The organism is Streptomyces sp. NPDC047706 (assembly GCF_043204795.1).
Taxonomy (GTDB): Bacteria; Actinomycetota; Actinomycetes; order Streptomycetales; family Streptomycetaceae; genus Streptomyces.
In genome coordinates this window covers 145,625-160,553 of record NZ_JBIDCW010000019.1, presented here as the reverse complement: position 1 = coordinate 160,553, position 14,929 = coordinate 145,625, and the positions used below count along the sequence as shown (strand labels likewise).

The following is a 14,929-nucleotide window of genomic DNA, read 5'->3' as shown; positions in this document are numbered from 1 at the left end:
GCTCCACACGCCGGTGCGCCTCGGACAGCATGGCGTACGTCTTGCCCACACCCGGTGCCGCACCGAGATAGATCCGAAGCTTGCCGCGTGCCATGGCCTCATTGTCCGTCTTCCGCAACTGCTGCGTACGCAGCGTCGACCTTACGGCCAACGTTCCAGGCAAAAGGGACGACCAGGGGGCCGGAGGACGTCCTTGACGGAACTCTGACGCACCGGACACCGGGACACCGGCCACCGGGACACCGGCCACCGGTCGCCCGGTCGCCCGGACGTCGCGACGCGAAAGGGCCGCACCCCGGGCGGGGTGCGGCCCTTTCGTACAGTCGTTTGTTCAGCGGACCTCGGTGATCTCCGGTCCGCGCTGGAGCTGGCCCATGCCGCCGGAGAAGCGGGAGCTGCTCTGGTGGTCCTGCTGGACGCCCTCGGGGACCATCTGCGCGTCGTTCGGCAGCTTGAGGACGATGGGGTCGCGGGGCGCCATCGGGCCCTCGCCGCGGACCACGACCGTGTCCCGGAAGATGTTCTCCAGCAGCCCGGCCGCCTGCGGCTGCACCGCGCCCTGGCCCGAGATCACACCGCGCAGGAACCAGCGGGGCCCGTCCACACCGACGAACCGGACGACCTGGAAGCCGCCCGTGCCGTCCGGCAGCTGCACCGGCACCTGGGCCCGCAGCTCCCAGCCGAGCGGGCCCTCGACCTCGTCGACGATGCCGCCCTGCTGCGTGATGCCGCCGGCGATCTCCTCGCGCACCTCGCCCCAGATGCCCTCGCGCTTGGGGGCGGCGAAGGCCTGCAGCTGGATGGCGCTGTCCCTCAGGACGACGGTCGCCGCGACGATCGCGTCGCCCGCGACCTCCACCCGCAGCTCCATGCCGTCGACTCCCGGCACCAGCAGCCCGCCCAGGTCGACCCGGCCCTCGGCCGCGTCCCGCACCTCGGAGCTGTCCCACGGTCCGTCGGGCCGCGGCTCCGGCTCCAGCCGCACCCGCTCGCGCCCGACCTCTTCGTCCGCCTCAGTGTCGACGCTGTCGACGACCTGCTCGGCCTCGCCGGCCGCGTCCTCGGCGGCACCCTTCTTGTTGCGACGTCCGAACACGTCACTGTCCTTCCCGGTCTGATACGACCGAAGCGTATCGATTCCCACCCGCCTTGCCGCCGACGGCGGCATGACCGCTTGTGCCGCTCCCGTCGTCCACGGCGGCATGGCCGCCGGTGGACCCGAAGCCCCCCTCGGCCCGCACGGAGTCGGGAAGCTCCGCGACCTCCTGGAAGCGGACCCTCTCGACCTGCTGGACGACCAGTTGGGCAATCCGGTCGAAGCGCTCGAACCGCACGCTTTCACGCGGGTCGAGATTCACCACGATCACCTTGATCTCCCCACGGTACCCGGCATCAACCGTCCCCGGGGCATTCACGAGGGCGACACCGCAGCGGGCGGCGAGACCGGAACGCGGGTGCACGAAGGCCGCGTACCCCTCAGGCAGCGCGACAGACACTCCGGTGGGCAGCACCGCCCGCTCACCCGGCGCCAGTTCACAGGTCTCGGTGGTGCGCAGATCGGCTCCCGCGTCGCCGGGGTGCGCATACGCCGGAAGCGGTACGTCCGCGTCGACGCGCCGGATCAGCACGTTCAGGGGATCGCGGGTCACGGGTTCACCTCGAAGGCACGGGCGCGCCTGATCTGGTCGGGGTCGTTCATGGCGGCCCGGAGCTCCTCCTCGCGGCCGTGGTCGATGAAGTGGTCGACCTTGACCTCGATGAAGAGGGCGTCGGCACGGACGGCCACCGGGCCGTCGGGGGCGCCCACGCGTCCGGTGGCGGAGGAGTAGATCTTGCGTCCGGCCACGGCGGTCACCTCGGCCGCGAGGTGCAGCGTGGTGCCCACCGGCACGGGCCGCACGAAGTCGGTCTCCAGCCGGCCGGTCACGGCGATGGTGCGCAGCAGCCAGTTCAGCGAGCCGAGCGTCTCGTCGAGGGCGGTGGCGAGCACCCCGCCGTGCGCGAGTCCGGGGGCGCCCTGGTGTTCGGGCCGTACGGTGAACTCGGCGGTGATCGACACCCCTTCACCCGCCCGCGCTTCCAGGTGCAGCCCGTGCGGCTGCTCGCCGCCGCAGCCGAAGCACTGGCCGTAGTGCGCGCCGAGGAGTTCACCGGGCGCGGGGGCGTCGGCATGCCGCACGGGCTTTCGCGCGTCGGCGGGAGGCGTCAGAGCTGGGGATGTACCACTCACAGCCGCAGACCTTACCCGTCCGCCCGTCTCCCACCACCGCCCCGCCTGGCAGCGCCGTGCACCGGCCCCCTGATCCCGGCGCCGTGCGGACACCGTGCCAAGCTTGATGTCATGCAGCATTCCGCCGCCCCTTACGAAGAACGCCTCACCGCGCCCCGCACCTGGTGGCTGATCAGCTTCCTGGCCGGGGTCTCACTCGCCCTGATCCTGCTGCCCTTCGGCACACTGCCGATGCTGGGCGGTCTGGTCGGCGGCACGGCCGCCGCCGCGGTGGCGGCGAGTTCCTACGGCTCGGTCCGCATCCGTGTGGTGGGCGGCGCTTTGATCGCGGGCGAGGCGAAGATCCCGGTCACGGCGCTGGGTGAGGCGGAGATCCTGAGCCCGGAGGAGGCCAGGGCCTGGCGCACCCACAAGGCCGACACCCGCGCCTTCATGCTGCTGCGCGCCTACGTCCCGACGGCCCTGCGTGTCGAGGTCAGCGACCCCGCGGACCCGACGCCGTACCTGTACCTGTCGACGCGCGAGCCGCAGCGGCTGGCGGAGGCGATCAGGTCGGCGAGGGAGGCGGCCACCGCCGCGTAGCCGCCCCGGGCGCCCCGCCGCCGGCGGCTCAGCGCCCGAACTCCTTGTGCGGCCCGTTCTCCATCGGCAGCGCGTCCGCGGGCTTCTCCAGCGGCGGCAGCCCCGTCAGGTGATCCCAGGGCACCTGCATCTTCCGCAGGTCCGCCCGGATGCGCCCCGCGAGCTTCTTGGTGTCCCGCCGGTTCATGACCGCGCCGACCGCGGCGCCCACCATGAAGGGCATCAGGTTCGGCAGGTTGCGCACCATGCGTTTCATGATCTGCTGCCGCAGTTCGCGCTTCATCTGCACGCCGAGAGCGGCGTTGACGGTGTTCGGCTTCAGGGGGTCGATGCCGCGCTCCTCGGACCACGACCTCAGATACGCGCCGCTGCGGTCCTTGAGATTTCCCGGCGGCCGCACGCCGTAGACCTCGTGGAGTTCGGCGATCAGCTTCAGCTCGATCGCCGCGACCCCGGTGATCTCCGCGGCCAGTTCCGTGGGCATGGCGGGCGGAATGGGCAGCATCGCCGCCGCTCCCACACCCGCTCCGACGGTGGCCGACGCTTTCGCCGCGCCCGCGATGAGCTTGTCCGCGAGCTGTTCGGGACCGAGGCCCGGGAACTGCCTGCGCAGCGTCGCCAGGTCCCGTACGGGGATCCGCGGGGCGATCTCGATGAGCCGGTCGGCGAGGTGCCCGAGGCCGGCCCTGGCGTGCTGTCCGCCCTTGCGGGCGCCGTCCCTGGCCAGTTCCCTGGCCCTGTCCCGGATCACCGCCGCCCGCCGCCGGGCGACGGGGGTGGGACCCTGCTCCGGCACCGGGAGGTCGGCCCGGTCACCGGCGGGTTCGAGCGAGGCCGATCCGGTAGGGACCGATGCCGTACCGGAGGAGCCCCGCTCGTCGTCACGTACACCGTGAGGGCCGTCGGACGGCCCTGTGTCCGCTCCCCAGGGGAAGCGGCGCTTCCGGGGTGGGGTCGAGCCAGTCACGGCCGACCCCGCCTCAGTCGCAGTCGCGGCAGATCGGCTGACCGTTCTTCTCCCTGGCCAGCTGGCTGCGGTGGTGCACCAGGAAGCAGCTCATGCATGTGAACTCGTCCTGCTGCTTGGGCAGCACGCGGACCGCGAGCTCCTCGTTCGAGAGGTCGGCGCCGGGCAGTTCGAGGCCCTCTGCGGCCTCGAACTCGTCGACGTCCACTGCCGAGGCGGACTTGTCGTTCCGCCGGGCCTTCAGTTCCTCCAGGCTGTCCGAGTCGACGTCGTCGTCGGTCTTGCGTGGGGTGTCGTAGTCGGTTGCCATGTCGCTCTCCCCCTCCGGGTTGTCTGCGGTGTCTCCAGCGCACGTAACGCGTGAGAGGCCGGACTTGTGCCCGACCCGAGGCGGAGATTTTGCCTCACATCAAGGTCTGTTACTCAATCGACACCCAACCGGACTCCTCATGAGTGATCGGCTTGGATGGCGATCGGGACCGTACACGGTCCGAATGTCGCACTCCAACGCGGCCCCACCGTGTACTTCCCGTGATCGGAGCCCCAGAAAACCCGGATTTTACGGGCTTTCCAGCAGCTCACATGATCACGGAGAGTAGACGGCCAGAAAATCGCCTTTGTGATCGATCACACAGGGGACCACCGGACGGGTACCCCGGGAATTCCGCGCAAAGCGAACATCCCCGGGTGTGTCGCCAGGATCTCAGATCGGGAACGTGACGCGCATCATGAGACCGCCTCCCTCTCGGGGCCGTGCCGCGATGTGCCCGCCGTGCGCCCGGGCCACGGACCGGACGATGGACAGGCCGAGACCGACACCCTTGTCGCTGCCGGTGCGCTCCGTGCGGAGCCTGCGGAACGGCTCGAAGAGGTTGTCGACCTCGTACGCGGGCACCACCGGGCCCGTGTTCGCCACGACCATCACCGCCTGGCCGTGCTGGATCTCGGTGGTGACCTCGACCCAGCCGTCTTCGGGGACGTTGTACCGCACGGCGTTCTGCACCAGGTTCAGCGCGATCCGCTCCAGCAGGACGCCGTTGCCCTGGACGACCGCGGGCTCGCGGGTGCCGCGCAGCTGGACGCCCTTGGCGGCTGCCTCGGCGCGCACCTGGTCGATGGCCTGCGAGGCGACCTCGGCGAGGTCCACGGGCCCTCGCTCGACGATCTGGTTGTCGCTGCGGGCGAGCAGCAGCAGGCCCTCCACGAGCTGCTCACTGCGCTCGTTGGTAGCCAGCAGCGTCTTGCCGAGCTGCTGGAGCTCCACAGGCGCACCCGGGTCGGACAGATGCACCTCCAGGAGCGTGCGATTGATCGCCAGCGGGGTTCTGAGCTCGTGGGAGGCGTTGCCGACGAAGCGCTGCTGGGCGGTGAAGGCCCGCTGCAGCCGCTCCAGCATGTCGTCGAAGGTGTCGGCCAGCTCCTTGAGCTCGTCGTCCGGGCCGTCCAGCTCGATCCGCCGGGACAGGTCCGACCCGGCGACCGCGCGGGCGGTGCGGGTGATCCGTCCCAGCGGCGAGAGCACGCGTCCGGCCATCGCGTAGCCGAAGGCGAAGGCGATCACGGCGAGGCCGAGCAGGGCGAGCAGCGAACGGCTGAGCAGGTTGTCCAGGGCGTGCTGGCGCTGCTCGTTGACGCAGGCGTTCATGGCCTGGTTGAGCTCGGCCGCGGTCGGCGACCCGGGGAAGTTGCAGGTCTCGCTGGCCACCTGGCCGGAGAGGATCTTGAACGGCAGGTCACTGCCCAGGTTCATGGCGTTGGCGGCGAGCAGGTAGTTGATCGACAGCAGCATGATGCCGGCGATCAGGAACATGCCTCCGTACAGGAGCGTGAGCCGTATCCGGATCGTCGGCCGCAGGAGCGGGAACGGTGGGGCGGCCCTCCTGGGGTCCCAGGTGGGCTTCGGAGGCGCCTGCGGGGGCGCGGGGTGCGCTGCCACCGCCGGTCAGATCCGGTAGCCGGAGCCGGGCACGGTCACGATGACCGGCGGCTCGCCCAGCTTGCGGCGCAGGGTCATGACGGTCACACGCACCACGTTGGTGAACGGATCGGTGTTCTCGTCCCAGGCCTTCTCCAGGAGCTGCTCGGCGGAGACGACCGCGCCCTCGCTGCGCATGAGGACCTCCAGGACGGCGAACTCCTTCGGCGCGAGCTGCACCTCCTTGCCGTCCCGGAAGACCTCGCGGCGGTTGGGGTCCAGCTTGATCCCGGCGCGCTCCAGGACCGGCGGCAGCGGCATGCTGGTCCGGCGGCCGAGCGCACGCACGCGTGCGGTCAGCTCGCTGAACGCGAAGGGCTTGGGCAGGTAGTCGTCGGCGCCGATCTCCAGGCCCTCGACGCGGTCGCTGACATCGCCGGACGCCGTGAGCATCAGCACGCGCGTGGGCAGGCCCAGCTCGACGATCTTGCGGCAGACGTCGTCACCGTGCACCAGGGGCAGATCGCGGTCGAGGACGACCACGTCGTAGTCGTTGACGCCGATGCGCTCCAGGGCGGCCGCGCCGTCGTACACGACGTCGACGGCCATGGCCTCCCGGCGCAGTCCGGTGGCCACCGCATCGGCGAGCAGCTGCTCGTCCTCGACGACGAGTACGCGCACGTCGCTTGTCCTTCCTGTGTCCGCCCGCGCAGCGCCTCCGGGCACGCGCGAGCAGGGGAGTCCTCGGGGGTCTGTGGACCTCCATCCTGCCCTTTTCGGCCATAAGTCGGCAGTAAGGCAGGGTGCGGCAGCGCCTGTGCGCGGCCCCGGCGGTCCCCGGCGAACTCCCGCCGGCCCCGTGCGGCAGTTCGGCCGGCGCGGGGCACCGGATCCGGGAATGCGAGATTTTCTCTTCCGGTTGAGGTTTCTGCGGGAGGGACTGGGGGGAGGACGGTTTACACCCCGCGATCACGCTCTGCTTGTGCCGCAGCACCATGCGGTACGCCGCGGTCCGCTTCCGCAGAGTGGGCGTGGGTGTCCGGCACCGTCGCCGCCCGGCAGGGCAGCGCTGGGCACCCATGGGAGACGTGATCGCCCCTTCCGAACGGCACACCCCCGTGCCGACGACCCACGACCCAGGACGAGGGGGCGCAGCATGGACGCATTCACCGCAGGACTTCTGCAGCGCATAAGGGCGACCGAGTCCGACCTGACGCGGGCCCGGGACGAAGGCGACGACTTCCTCGTCGACGTGGAGCAGGGCGAGCTCGACGACCTGCGCCGTCTCGCGGCCGAACACGGTGTGGAAGTCGGCGCGAGCAGCGTCTGACCCGGCACGGCAGCGGGGCCCCCGGCGAGTCCGGCGCCGGGGGCCCCGCTGTGCTGTGGTGAGCCGTCGCGCCGGCTCTCCCGCCTGCCTCAGTCGCGCCAGGCGCCGAAATCCTCCAGGAGCCGCTGGAGGGGCTCGAAGACGCCCGGGGTAGCCGCGACCGTCAGATCGCGTGAGGGGCGCTCTGAGGGGCGTCCGCCGGTCAGGGCGCCCGCCTCCCTGGCGATCAGGTCGCCCGCCGCGTAGTCCCACGGGTTGAGTCCGCGCTCGTAGTAGCCGTCGAGGCGGCCCGCGGCGACGTCGCACAGGTCGACGGCGGCGGAACCGCTGCGCCGGATGTCCCGGACCAGCGGGATCAGCTGCCGGGCGACCTCGGCCTGGTGCGCGCGGACGGCCGTGACGTAGTTGAAGCCGGTGGAGACCAGCGCCTTGTCCAGGGGCGCGGCGGACCGGCAGGCCAGCCTGCGCTCGCCGTCCCATGCTCCGGTGGCCCAGGCCCCGCCATCGCGTACCGCGTGGTACGTCTCGCCGCGCATCGGCGCCGCCACCACCCCGGCGACGGTCTCGCCGTCCTGTTCGGCCGCGATGGACACGGCCCAGGTGGGGAGGCCGTAGAGGTAGTTCACCGTGCCGTCGAGCGGGTCGATCACCCAGCGGACGCCGCTGGTGCCCTCGCTGGTGGCGCCCTCCTCGCCGAGGAACCCGTCCTGCGGGCGGCGGTCGGAGATCAGGTCGGTGATCAGCTTCTCCGCCGCGATGTCCATCTCGGTCACCACGTCGATCGGGCTGGACTTGGTGGCGGCGACCGCGAGGTCGGCCGGGCGGCCGTCCCTCAGCAGTTCCCCGGCGCGGCGGGCGGCCTCCCGGGCGAGCGCGAGCAGTTCCAGGTGGTGGGCGTCGGTCACGTCGCTCCTCATGCGTAGGGGCTGTCGGCGCCCGCGGCGGCGGGACGGGGGGCGCGGGCCGGGCAGCAGCCCACCGGGCACAGGTCGTGGCTCGCGCCCAGCGCGCCCACGGCGCACGGCGTGACCTGCTCGCCACGCTCGGTGGCGGCCCGCTCCCGGACGAGGTCGCGGATCGCGGCGGCGAACCTCGGGTCGGCGCCCACGGTGGCCGAGCGGCGCACCGGCAGGCCCAGCTCCTCGGCCTTGGCCCTGGCCTCCGTGTCGAGGTCGTAGAGGACCTCCATGTGGTCGGAGACGAAGCCGATGGGGGCCATCACGACGGACGGGACGCCCGCCGCGTGCCGCTCCTCCAGGTGGTCGCAGATGTCGGGCTCCAGCCACGGGATGTGCGGCGCCCCCGAGCGCGACTGGTAGACGAGCTGCCAGGGGTGGTCGGTACCGGTGCGTTCGCGTACGGCGTCGGCGATCAGCCCGGCGACCTCCAGGTGCTGCCGGACGTAGGCCCCGCCGTCCCCGTGCTCCCCGACCGGGCCGGAGGTGTCCGCGGCCGAGAGGGGGATGGAGTGGGTCGTGAACGCGATGTGGGCGCCCTCCCGGACGTCCTCGGGGAGGGAGGCCAGGGACTGGAGCACGCCCTCGGCCATGGGCTCCGCGAAACCGGGGTGGTTGAAGTAGTGCCGCAGCTTGTCGACCCTGGGCAGGTCCAGGCCCTCGTCCTGGAGAGCGGCCAGCGAGTCGGCGAGGTTCTCGCGGTACTGCCGGCAGCCCGAGTAGGAGGCGTAGGCGCTGGTCGCCAGGACCAGGATCCGGCGGCGGCCGTCACGGACCATCTCGCGCAGGGTGTCCGTCAGGTACGGCGCCCAGTTGCGGTTGCCCCAGTAGACGGGCAGGTCCAGGCCGTGGTCCGCGAAGTCCTTGCGCAGGGCGCCCAGCAGGGCGCGGTTCTGATCGTTGATGGGGCTGACCCCGCCGAACAGGAAGTAGTGCTGACCGACTTCCTTCAGGCGTTCCTTCGGGATGCCGCGCCCACGCGTCACGTTCTCCAGGAACGGGACGACGTCGTCCGGCCCCTCCGGGCCGCCGAACGAAAGCAGGAGCAGGGCGTCGTACGGGGTGGCATCGAGCGCGTCTGGCATGACTCCGATCCTGCCACCCGGCACCGACAGTGCCGTAACGGCGGTGTGCCGCTCGGGTGCGGGGCCGTACCCGAGGGTGCATTAGGGTCACCTAACTCGTAAGCTGTATCCGCCGACTTCGCGCCTTACCCGCCCTTACGAGCCGTGCCGCGCCCCACCGCAGCGGCAGCGGCACCCAGCCGTCCCTTCCGAGCCGCCCGGAGACCCAGTGCCCAGCCCCTACCGCGCCCTGTTCGCCGCCCCCGGCTCCAAGGGCTTCTCCGCCGCCGGGTTCCTCGGCCGGATGCCCCTGTCCATGATGGGCATCGGCGTGGTCACGATGATCTCCCAGCTCACCGGGCGGTACGGGCTGGCGGGCGCGCTGTCGGCCACCATCGCGCTGTCGGCCGCGGTGGCGGGCCCCCAGGTCTCCCGGCTGGTCGACCAGTACGGGCAGCGGCGGGTGCTGCGCCCGGCGACCCTGCTGGCGCTGGGCGCCGCGGCGCTGCTGCTGCTCGCCGCGCACCACGGGTGGCCGGACTGGGTGCTGTACGTCTCGTGCGTGGGCATCGGGTGCGTGCCGAGCGTCGGCGCGATGATCCGGGCGCGCTGGGCGGCCGTGTACCGGGGCACTCCGCAACTGCACACCGCGTACTCCTTCGAGTCCGTGGTGGACGAGATCTGCTTCATCTTCGGCCCGATCATCTCGATCGGTCTGTCCACCGCCTGGTTCCCCGAGGCCGGCCCGCTGCTGGCCGCCTGTTTCCTCGCGGTCGGCGTCTTCTGGCTGACCGCCCAGCGGTCCACCGAGCCCGCCCCGCACCCGCGCGAGCGGCGTGGCGGCGGCTCCGCACTGCGCTCCCCCGGCCTGCAGGTGCTGGTGAGCACCTTCGTGGCCACCGGTGCGATCTTCGGCGCCGTGGACGTGGTGACCGTGGCGTTCGCCGACGAACAGGGCCACAAGGGTGCCGCCAGTGTCGTCCTCGCGGTCTACGCGCTGGGCTCGTGCGTCGCGGGAGCGGTCTTCGGGCTCCTGCACTTCACGGGAGCGCCCGAACCTCGGTGGCTGCTGGGTGTGTGTGCGATGGCCGTGAGTATGATCCCCCTCCTACTGGTCGGAAACTTGCCGTTTCTGGCCGTGGCGCTCTTCGTCGCGGGCCTGTCCATCGCTCCCACGATGATCACGACGATGTCCCTCATCGAAGAGCACGTACCACGCGCGCAACTGACCGAGGGCATGACCTGGGTGAGCACCGGGCTCGCGGTGGGGGTCGCGCTCGGCTCCTCCGTGGCCGGCTGGGTGATCGACGCCGCCGGTGCGCGCGCCGGGTACGGGGTTCCGGCGGTGTCCGGAGCCGTCGCGGTCGCGGTCGGTTTCCTCGGGTACCGCCGGCTCAAGCGGCCGGCTCCGGGTCGGGGAGGCACCGTTGAGCAGCACAGCGAGCGGGAAGAACGGCACGTGGCGTAACTGGGGCGGCAACGTCGCCGCCCGCCCGGCACGGGCGGTCACGCCCGCCTCCGTGGAGGAGCTGACCGAGGCGGTACGGCGCGCGGCGGAGGACGGCCTGAAGGTGAAGGCCGTCGGCAGCGGGCACTCCTTCACCTCCATAGCGGCGACGGACGGTCTGTTGATCCGGCCTCAACTCTTGACCGGTATCCGCGACGTCGATCGGGAGGCAGGCACCGTCACCGTCGAGGCCGGCACTCCGCTCAAGAGGCTCAACGTGGCTCTCGCGCGCGAGGGCCTGTCGCTGAGCAACATGGGCGACATCATGGAGCAGACGGTCTCCGGCGCCGCCAGCACCGGCACGCACGGCACGGGCCGTGACTCCGCCTCCATCGCCGCCCAGATCCGGGGCCTGGAGATGGTCACCGCCGACGGCTCGGTGCTCACCTGCTCCGAGCGGGAGAACCCGGAGGTCTTCGCGGCCGCCCGGATCGGCCTGGGGGCCCTGGGCATCGTCACCGCCATCACCTTCGCGGTCGAGCCGATCTTCCTGCTCACCGCGCGCGAGGAGCCGATGGCCTTCGACCGGGTCACCCGGTCCTTCGACGAACTCTGGGCCGAGAACGAGCACTTCGAGTTCTACTGGTTCCCCCACACCGGCAACACCAACACCAAGCGCAACAACCGCAGCGCCGGTCCGGAGCGCCCGGTGGGCCAGGTCAAGGGCTGGTTCGAGGACGAGTTCCTCTCCAACGGCGTCTTCCAGGTGGCCAACTGGATCGGCCGCGCGGCGCCCGCCACCATCCCGGCGATCGCCCGGGCCTCAAGCAAGGCACTCTCCGCGCGCACCTACACGGACATCCCGTACAAGGTCTTCACGTCTCCGCGCCGGGTGCGTTTCGTGGAGATGGAGTACGCCCTGCCGCGCGAGGCCGTGGTGGAGACCCTGCGCGAACTGAAGGCGGCGGTGGAACGGTCCCGGCTGCGGATCAGCTTCCCCGTCGAGGTGCGCACCGCCCCCGCCGACGACATCGCACTGTCCACGGCGTCGGGCCGGGACACCGCCTACATCGCCGTCCACATGTTCCAGGGCACCCCCTATCAGGCGTACTTCACGGCCGCCGAGCGGATCTTCACCGCACACGCGGGGCGGCCGCACTGGGGCAAGGTGCACACGCGGGACGCGGAGTACTTCTCCGGGGTCTACCCGCGCTTCGGGGAGTTCACGGCGCTGCGGGATCGGCTGGATCCGGATCGGCGGTTCCAGAACGACTACTTGCGGAGGGTGCTGGGTCCGTAGCGGGCGCGCTCGGCGTGGGAGTCCCGGCCGGCTCCCCGCCGGAGCCTTGACCGCCCCCACCGCACTCACCGCCCTCACCGCCCTCGCTCGGACCGGGACCCGGCGCCGAACTGCCCGTCGTGTTCCCGTCGTCGCCGCCGGAGGGGGCACCGCCCGACGGCGTGGCACCGCCGGGTGTCGCGGACGGGGCGGGCGTCGAACCGTCCGTGCCGGAGCCGGAGTCACCCAGATCCCCGGACTCCGGCGACGACTTGCCGTGGCCGGAGAAGGCGTCTGCGACCGTCGTGCTGCCCTGCCCTGCCCCTGCCCCTGAAGCCGCCGCCGGAGGCCAGATCGCGGGCGGTGATGCCGGTCATCGTGACGCCGAGGCGGGTTCCGCGGCCACGGCGCTGCCCGCGACCCGCGGCACACTCAGGTCGGTCCGCTTCTGCTTCACGTCCTCCCCGGTGCTCGACTCCTCGACCACATGGGGCCCTTCACGCATTCCGGGGCCTTGCCTGCCTTTCCCGCCCTTGACCGACCAGGGGTACGAGAGGGGCGACGTACGGCCGAAAGCGGTTGTTCCAAATCTGGTGACTCCGTGAAGTACGCCACGTGCGTGATCGGGAGAATCCGTCAGCGGCGGCCAAGTGCCGTCCCCCGGGAGAAGTTGAGCGGCGCGCCGATCCACGCACGTGGTCCGAATGGAGTACTGTTGCGAGCCCTGGGTCTGGTCTCCCGCCAGGGCGTCCGCGACCTTTGAAGGACCGCCGGGAGGGGGGCTTGTTGCACAGGGTGACGGAGTTGGTCACTTAGCGTTGCGAAAAGGTAACCGTGCCATAACGGCGATCCAGGGCCTGTGCCCGACACGCCGGGCAACTCGGCAAGGTTGTGGCAGGCTGCACCCGGGCAGGCCACACTCGACTAGCGGAAGCAGCGACGCACGTGACGTCGGCAGGCACCACCCGGGAGGTCCCCATGCCCGAACTGCGTGTCGTGGCCGTCTCCAATGACGGCACACGGCTGGTGCTGAAGGCTGCGGACAGCACGGAGTACACGCTTCCGATCGACGAACGGCTCCGCGCCGCCGTGCGCGGCGACCGTCCCCGCCTCGGCCAGATCGAGATCGAGGTGGAGAGCCATCTCCGCCCCCGAGACATCCAGGCGCGTATACGTGCGGGCGCGACCGCGGAAGAGGTCGCCCAAATGGCGGGCATCCCCGTCGATCGCGTACGTCGCTTCGAGGGCCCCGTGCTGGCCGAGCGCGCCTTCATGGCCGAGCGGGCCCGCAAGACCCCGGTCCGCCGCCCCGGCGAGAACTCCGGCCCGCCGCTCGGCGAGGCGGTGCAGGAGCGGCTGGTGCTGCGGGGCGCCGACAAGGACACCGTGCAGTGGGACTCCTGGCGCCGTGACGACGGCACCTGGGAAGTGCTGCTGGTCTATGTCGTGGCGGGCGAGCCGCACTCGGCGAGCTGGACGTACGACCCGCCCCGGCGGCTCGTCCAGGCCGTCGACGACGAGGCCCGCTCGCTGATCGGCGAGGCCGACGACCTCGGCGCGCCCGAGCCCAGCTTTCCCTTCGTCCCGCGCATCGCGCGGCTGCCGCGCGAGCGCACGCTGGAGCGTCCCGCCGAGCGGGAGCGGCCGAGCCTGCCGCCGCCCCCGGCCGAGCCGGCCGAGGAGAGTGCGGGTGAGCGGGACTCGCTGACCAGCCTGCTGGAGGCGGTGCCGAGCTTCCGGGGCGACCTGGTGGTTCCGGAGCGTCCTGCGCCCGAGCCGGTGGAGGAGCCCGTCGCGGAGCCCGAGGCGGAGGAGCCCCCGGCGCCCGCGGCCTCGGCCGGTTCCGCCTACGCGGACGTCCTCATGCCGCGCTCCGTCGGCAGCCACCGCGACCGCCTCGTCGGCGCCACCGACCGCCAGGCCGAGGCGGACGGCGTCCGCCCCGGACGCAGAGCGGCGGTCCCCAGCTGGGACGAGATCGTGTTCGGGACGCGCCGGAAGAAGCAGGAGTAGGCCCGGCGGCCGGGACGAGTACGAGGGCCCTCGCCTGGCCGGGCGCGGACCCTCGGTGTTCGGGATGCCGGGGGGTGTTCGGGATGCCGGGGGGACTGTGTGCCGGCAACCCCAGTCGCGGACATCCGTACGACGCCAGCCGCTGAACGAAGCCGAAGCCCCCGGGGCGGATGGGCCTCCCGCCCCTGTCCCCGGCGCTTGTCAGCGACCCACACTCCTGCCTGCCACGGCGCCCGTCACTGCGGATCCGGCCCCACCGCCACCGGCCGCGACGGATCCGACGACCACTGCGACCACGACCCCACGTACAGCGCCGCCGGCATCCCCGCGACCGCCAGCGCGAGCACCTCATGGGCCCCCGAGACACCGGAACCGCAGTACACGCCCACCTTCGCCCCGTCGTGCGCCCCCAGCGCGTCGAAGCGCGACCGGAGTTCCGCGGCGGGCAGGAAGCGGCCGTCCGCCCCCACGTTCTCGTTCGTCGGCGCCGACACCGCGCCGGGGATGTGCCCGCCCACCCGGTCGATCGGCTCCACGTCCCCCCGGTACCGTTCCGCCGCCCGCGCGTCGAACAGCACACCCGAACGGGCCAGCGCCGCGGCCCCGTCCGCGTCGAGGAGTCCCTCGGCTCCGGCCACCGGCCGGAAGTCGCCCTGCCCGGGCGCCGGCGCCTGAACCGAAAGCGGGCCGTCCCACGCCGGCAGCCCGCCGTCGAGCACCCGCACGTCCGGGTGCCCCGTCCAGCGCAACAGCCACCAGGCCCGCGCCGCGGCCCAGCCCTGGCCGCCGTCGTACACGACCACCCGACGCCCCGACGACACACCCGCCCGGCGCATCGCGGCGCCGAACACCTCCAGGTCGGGCAGCGGATGGCGCCCCTGCGCGCCTGCCGCCGAGGCCAGTTCGCGGTCCAGGTCGACGTAGACCGCGCCGGGGATGTGGCCTGCCGCGTACTCGGCACGGCCGTCGAACGGCGGCTCACCGGCCGCCTTGGCCACGCTCAGCTGCCAGCGGACGTCGAGCAGGACCGGCGGTCGGGGTCCCGCCAGGTCGCTCGCGAGTTCTGATGCGGTGATGATGGCGTTCATGGTCACCATCCTTGCGCACGGGGTGGCCGCATCGCCCATGTCCGGCTACTCTGCTCGG

General features: G+C 72.0%; 16 protein-coding genes. 5 read left to right on the top strand and 11 right to left on the bottom strand.

Annotated elements, in window-relative coordinates; genetic code table 11:
* From ACGF8A_RS22955 to ACGF8A_RS22940, 4 genes are all read right to left on the bottom strand, one after another.
* Positions 1–94 (bottom strand): hypothetical protein (locus ACGF8A_RS22955; RefSeq protein WP_385516986.1); only part of this gene is annotated, 94 nt, incomplete at its 3' end.
* A 237-nt stretch (positions 95–331) separates the two neighbouring features.
* Positions 332–1,096, bottom strand: a complete 765-nt coding sequence (locus ACGF8A_RS22950; RefSeq protein ID WP_393111000.1) for a DUF3710 domain-containing protein — start codon at positions 1,094–1,096, stop codon at positions 332–334.
* 1 nt (position 1,097) lies between these two features.
* A complete protein-coding gene (dut, locus tag ACGF8A_RS22945) occupies positions 1,098–1,649 on the bottom strand; it encodes a dUTP diphosphatase (RefSeq protein ID WP_393110998.1) in 552 nt (183 codons plus the stop codon).
* Positions 1,646–2,230, bottom strand: a complete 585-nt coding sequence (locus ACGF8A_RS22940) for a PaaI family thioesterase (RefSeq protein WP_393110996.1) — start codon at positions 2,228–2,230, stop codon at positions 1,646–1,648. Before ACGF8A_RS22940 ends, dut begins: the two co-directional genes overlap by 4 nt.
* A gap of 111 nt (positions 2,231–2,341) precedes the next feature.
* Here ACGF8A_RS22940 and ACGF8A_RS22935 point away from each other — a divergent pair, with 111 nt between their 5' ends.
* Positions 2,342–2,812: a DUF3093 domain-containing protein gene (locus ACGF8A_RS22935; protein WP_393110994.1), complete on the top strand. Its 471-nt coding sequence runs from the start codon at positions 2,342–2,344 to the stop codon at positions 2,810–2,812.
* Between the two features lie 28 nt (positions 2,813–2,840).
* On the opposite strand, the gene ACGF8A_RS22930 is transcribed toward ACGF8A_RS22935, so the two are convergent.
* From ACGF8A_RS22930 to ACGF8A_RS22915, 4 genes are all read right to left on the bottom strand, one after another.
* Positions 2,841–3,779, bottom strand: a complete 939-nt coding sequence (locus ACGF8A_RS22930) for a hypothetical protein (RefSeq protein ID WP_393110992.1) — start codon at positions 3,777–3,779, stop codon at positions 2,841–2,843.
* 13 nt (positions 3,780–3,792) lie between these two features.
* Positions 3,793–4,089 (bottom strand): DUF4193 domain-containing protein, encoded by a 297-nt coding sequence (locus ACGF8A_RS22925; RefSeq protein WP_003993510.1) that lies wholly within the window; start codon positions 4,087–4,089, stop codon positions 3,793–3,795.
* A gap of 393 nt (positions 4,090–4,482) precedes the next feature.
* On the bottom strand, positions 4,483–5,715 hold the full coding sequence (locus tag ACGF8A_RS22920; RefSeq protein ID WP_393110990.1) for a sensor histidine kinase: 1,233 nt from the start codon (positions 5,713–5,715) through the stop codon (positions 4,483–4,485).
* A gap of 6 nt (positions 5,716–5,721) precedes the next feature.
* The gene (locus tag ACGF8A_RS22915; RefSeq protein ID WP_393110988.1) at positions 5,722–6,375 is read right to left on the bottom strand and encodes a response regulator transcription factor; all 654 of its coding nucleotides are present in this window, start codon (positions 6,373–6,375) and stop codon (positions 5,722–5,724) included.
* A 475-nt stretch (positions 6,376–6,850) separates the two neighbouring features.
* Here ACGF8A_RS22915 and ACGF8A_RS22910 point away from each other — a divergent pair, with 475 nt between their 5' ends.
* Complete coding sequence (locus ACGF8A_RS22910) at positions 6,851–7,024, top strand: hypothetical protein (RefSeq protein ID WP_393110986.1); 174 nt, start codon at positions 6,851–6,853, stop codon at positions 7,022–7,024.
* Positions 7,025–7,113: 89 nt separating this feature from the next.
* Here ACGF8A_RS22910 and ACGF8A_RS22905 read toward each other — a convergent pair whose 3' ends face one another.
* Positions 7,114–7,929, bottom strand: coding sequence for an inositol monophosphatase family protein (locus ACGF8A_RS22905; RefSeq protein ID WP_393110984.1), 816 nt, complete (start codon positions 7,927–7,929; stop codon positions 7,114–7,116).
* A gap of 8 nt (positions 7,930–7,937) precedes the next feature.
* Entirely contained in the window at positions 7,938–9,065 is a 1,128-nt protein-coding gene (locus ACGF8A_RS22900) for a ferrochelatase (RefSeq protein WP_393110982.1), read from the bottom strand.
* A 208-nt stretch (positions 9,066–9,273) separates the two neighbouring features.
* Here ACGF8A_RS22900 and ACGF8A_RS22895 point away from each other — a divergent pair, with 208 nt between their 5' ends.
* From ACGF8A_RS22895 to sepH, 3 genes are all read left to right on the top strand, one after another.
* Positions 9,274–10,512, top strand: coding sequence for an MFS transporter (locus ACGF8A_RS22895; RefSeq protein WP_393110980.1), 1,239 nt, complete (start codon positions 9,274–9,276; stop codon positions 10,510–10,512).
* Complete coding sequence (locus tag ACGF8A_RS22890) at positions 10,472–11,791, top strand: D-arabinono-1,4-lactone oxidase (RefSeq protein WP_393110978.1); 1,320 nt, start codon at positions 10,472–10,474, stop codon at positions 11,789–11,791. The genes ACGF8A_RS22895 and ACGF8A_RS22890 overlap by 41 nt, the downstream gene beginning before the upstream one ends.
* Before the next feature lie 957 nt (positions 11,792–12,748).
* Positions 12,749–13,783, top strand: coding sequence for a septation protein SepH (gene sepH / locus ACGF8A_RS22885; protein ID WP_393110976.1), 1,035 nt, complete (start codon positions 12,749–12,751; stop codon positions 13,781–13,783).
* Between the two features lie 236 nt (positions 13,784–14,019).
* Here sepH and ACGF8A_RS22880 read toward each other — a convergent pair whose 3' ends face one another.
* Positions 14,020–14,871, bottom strand: coding sequence for a sulfurtransferase (locus tag ACGF8A_RS22880; protein WP_393110974.1), 852 nt, complete (start codon positions 14,869–14,871; stop codon positions 14,020–14,022).
* Positions 14,872–14,929 lie beyond the last annotated feature (58 nt).

What these genes read in the sequence shown, in the direction of transcription:
- sepH (WP_393110976.1), top strand. Translation starts at nt 12,749, where the DNA reads ATGCCCGAACTGCGTGTCGTGGCCGTCTCCAATGACGGCACACGGCTG.
- ACGF8A_RS22900 (WP_393110982.1), bottom strand. Translation starts at nt 9,065, where the DNA reads ATGCCAGACGCGCTCGATGCCACCCCGTACGACGCCCTGCTCCTGCTT.
- ACGF8A_RS22935 (WP_393110994.1), top strand. Translation starts at nt 2,342, where the DNA reads ATGCAGCATTCCGCCGCCCCTTACGAAGAACGCCTCACCGCGCCCCGC.
- ACGF8A_RS22880 (WP_393110974.1), bottom strand. Translation starts at nt 14,871, where the DNA reads ATGAACGCCATCATCACCGCATCAGAACTCGCGAGCGACCTGGCGGGA.
- ACGF8A_RS22925 (WP_003993510.1), bottom strand. Translation starts at nt 4,089, where the DNA reads ATGGCAACCGACTACGACACCCCACGCAAGACCGACGACGACGTCGAC.
- ACGF8A_RS22910 (WP_393110986.1), top strand. Translation starts at nt 6,851, where the DNA reads ATGGACGCATTCACCGCAGGACTTCTGCAGCGCATAAGGGCGACCGAG.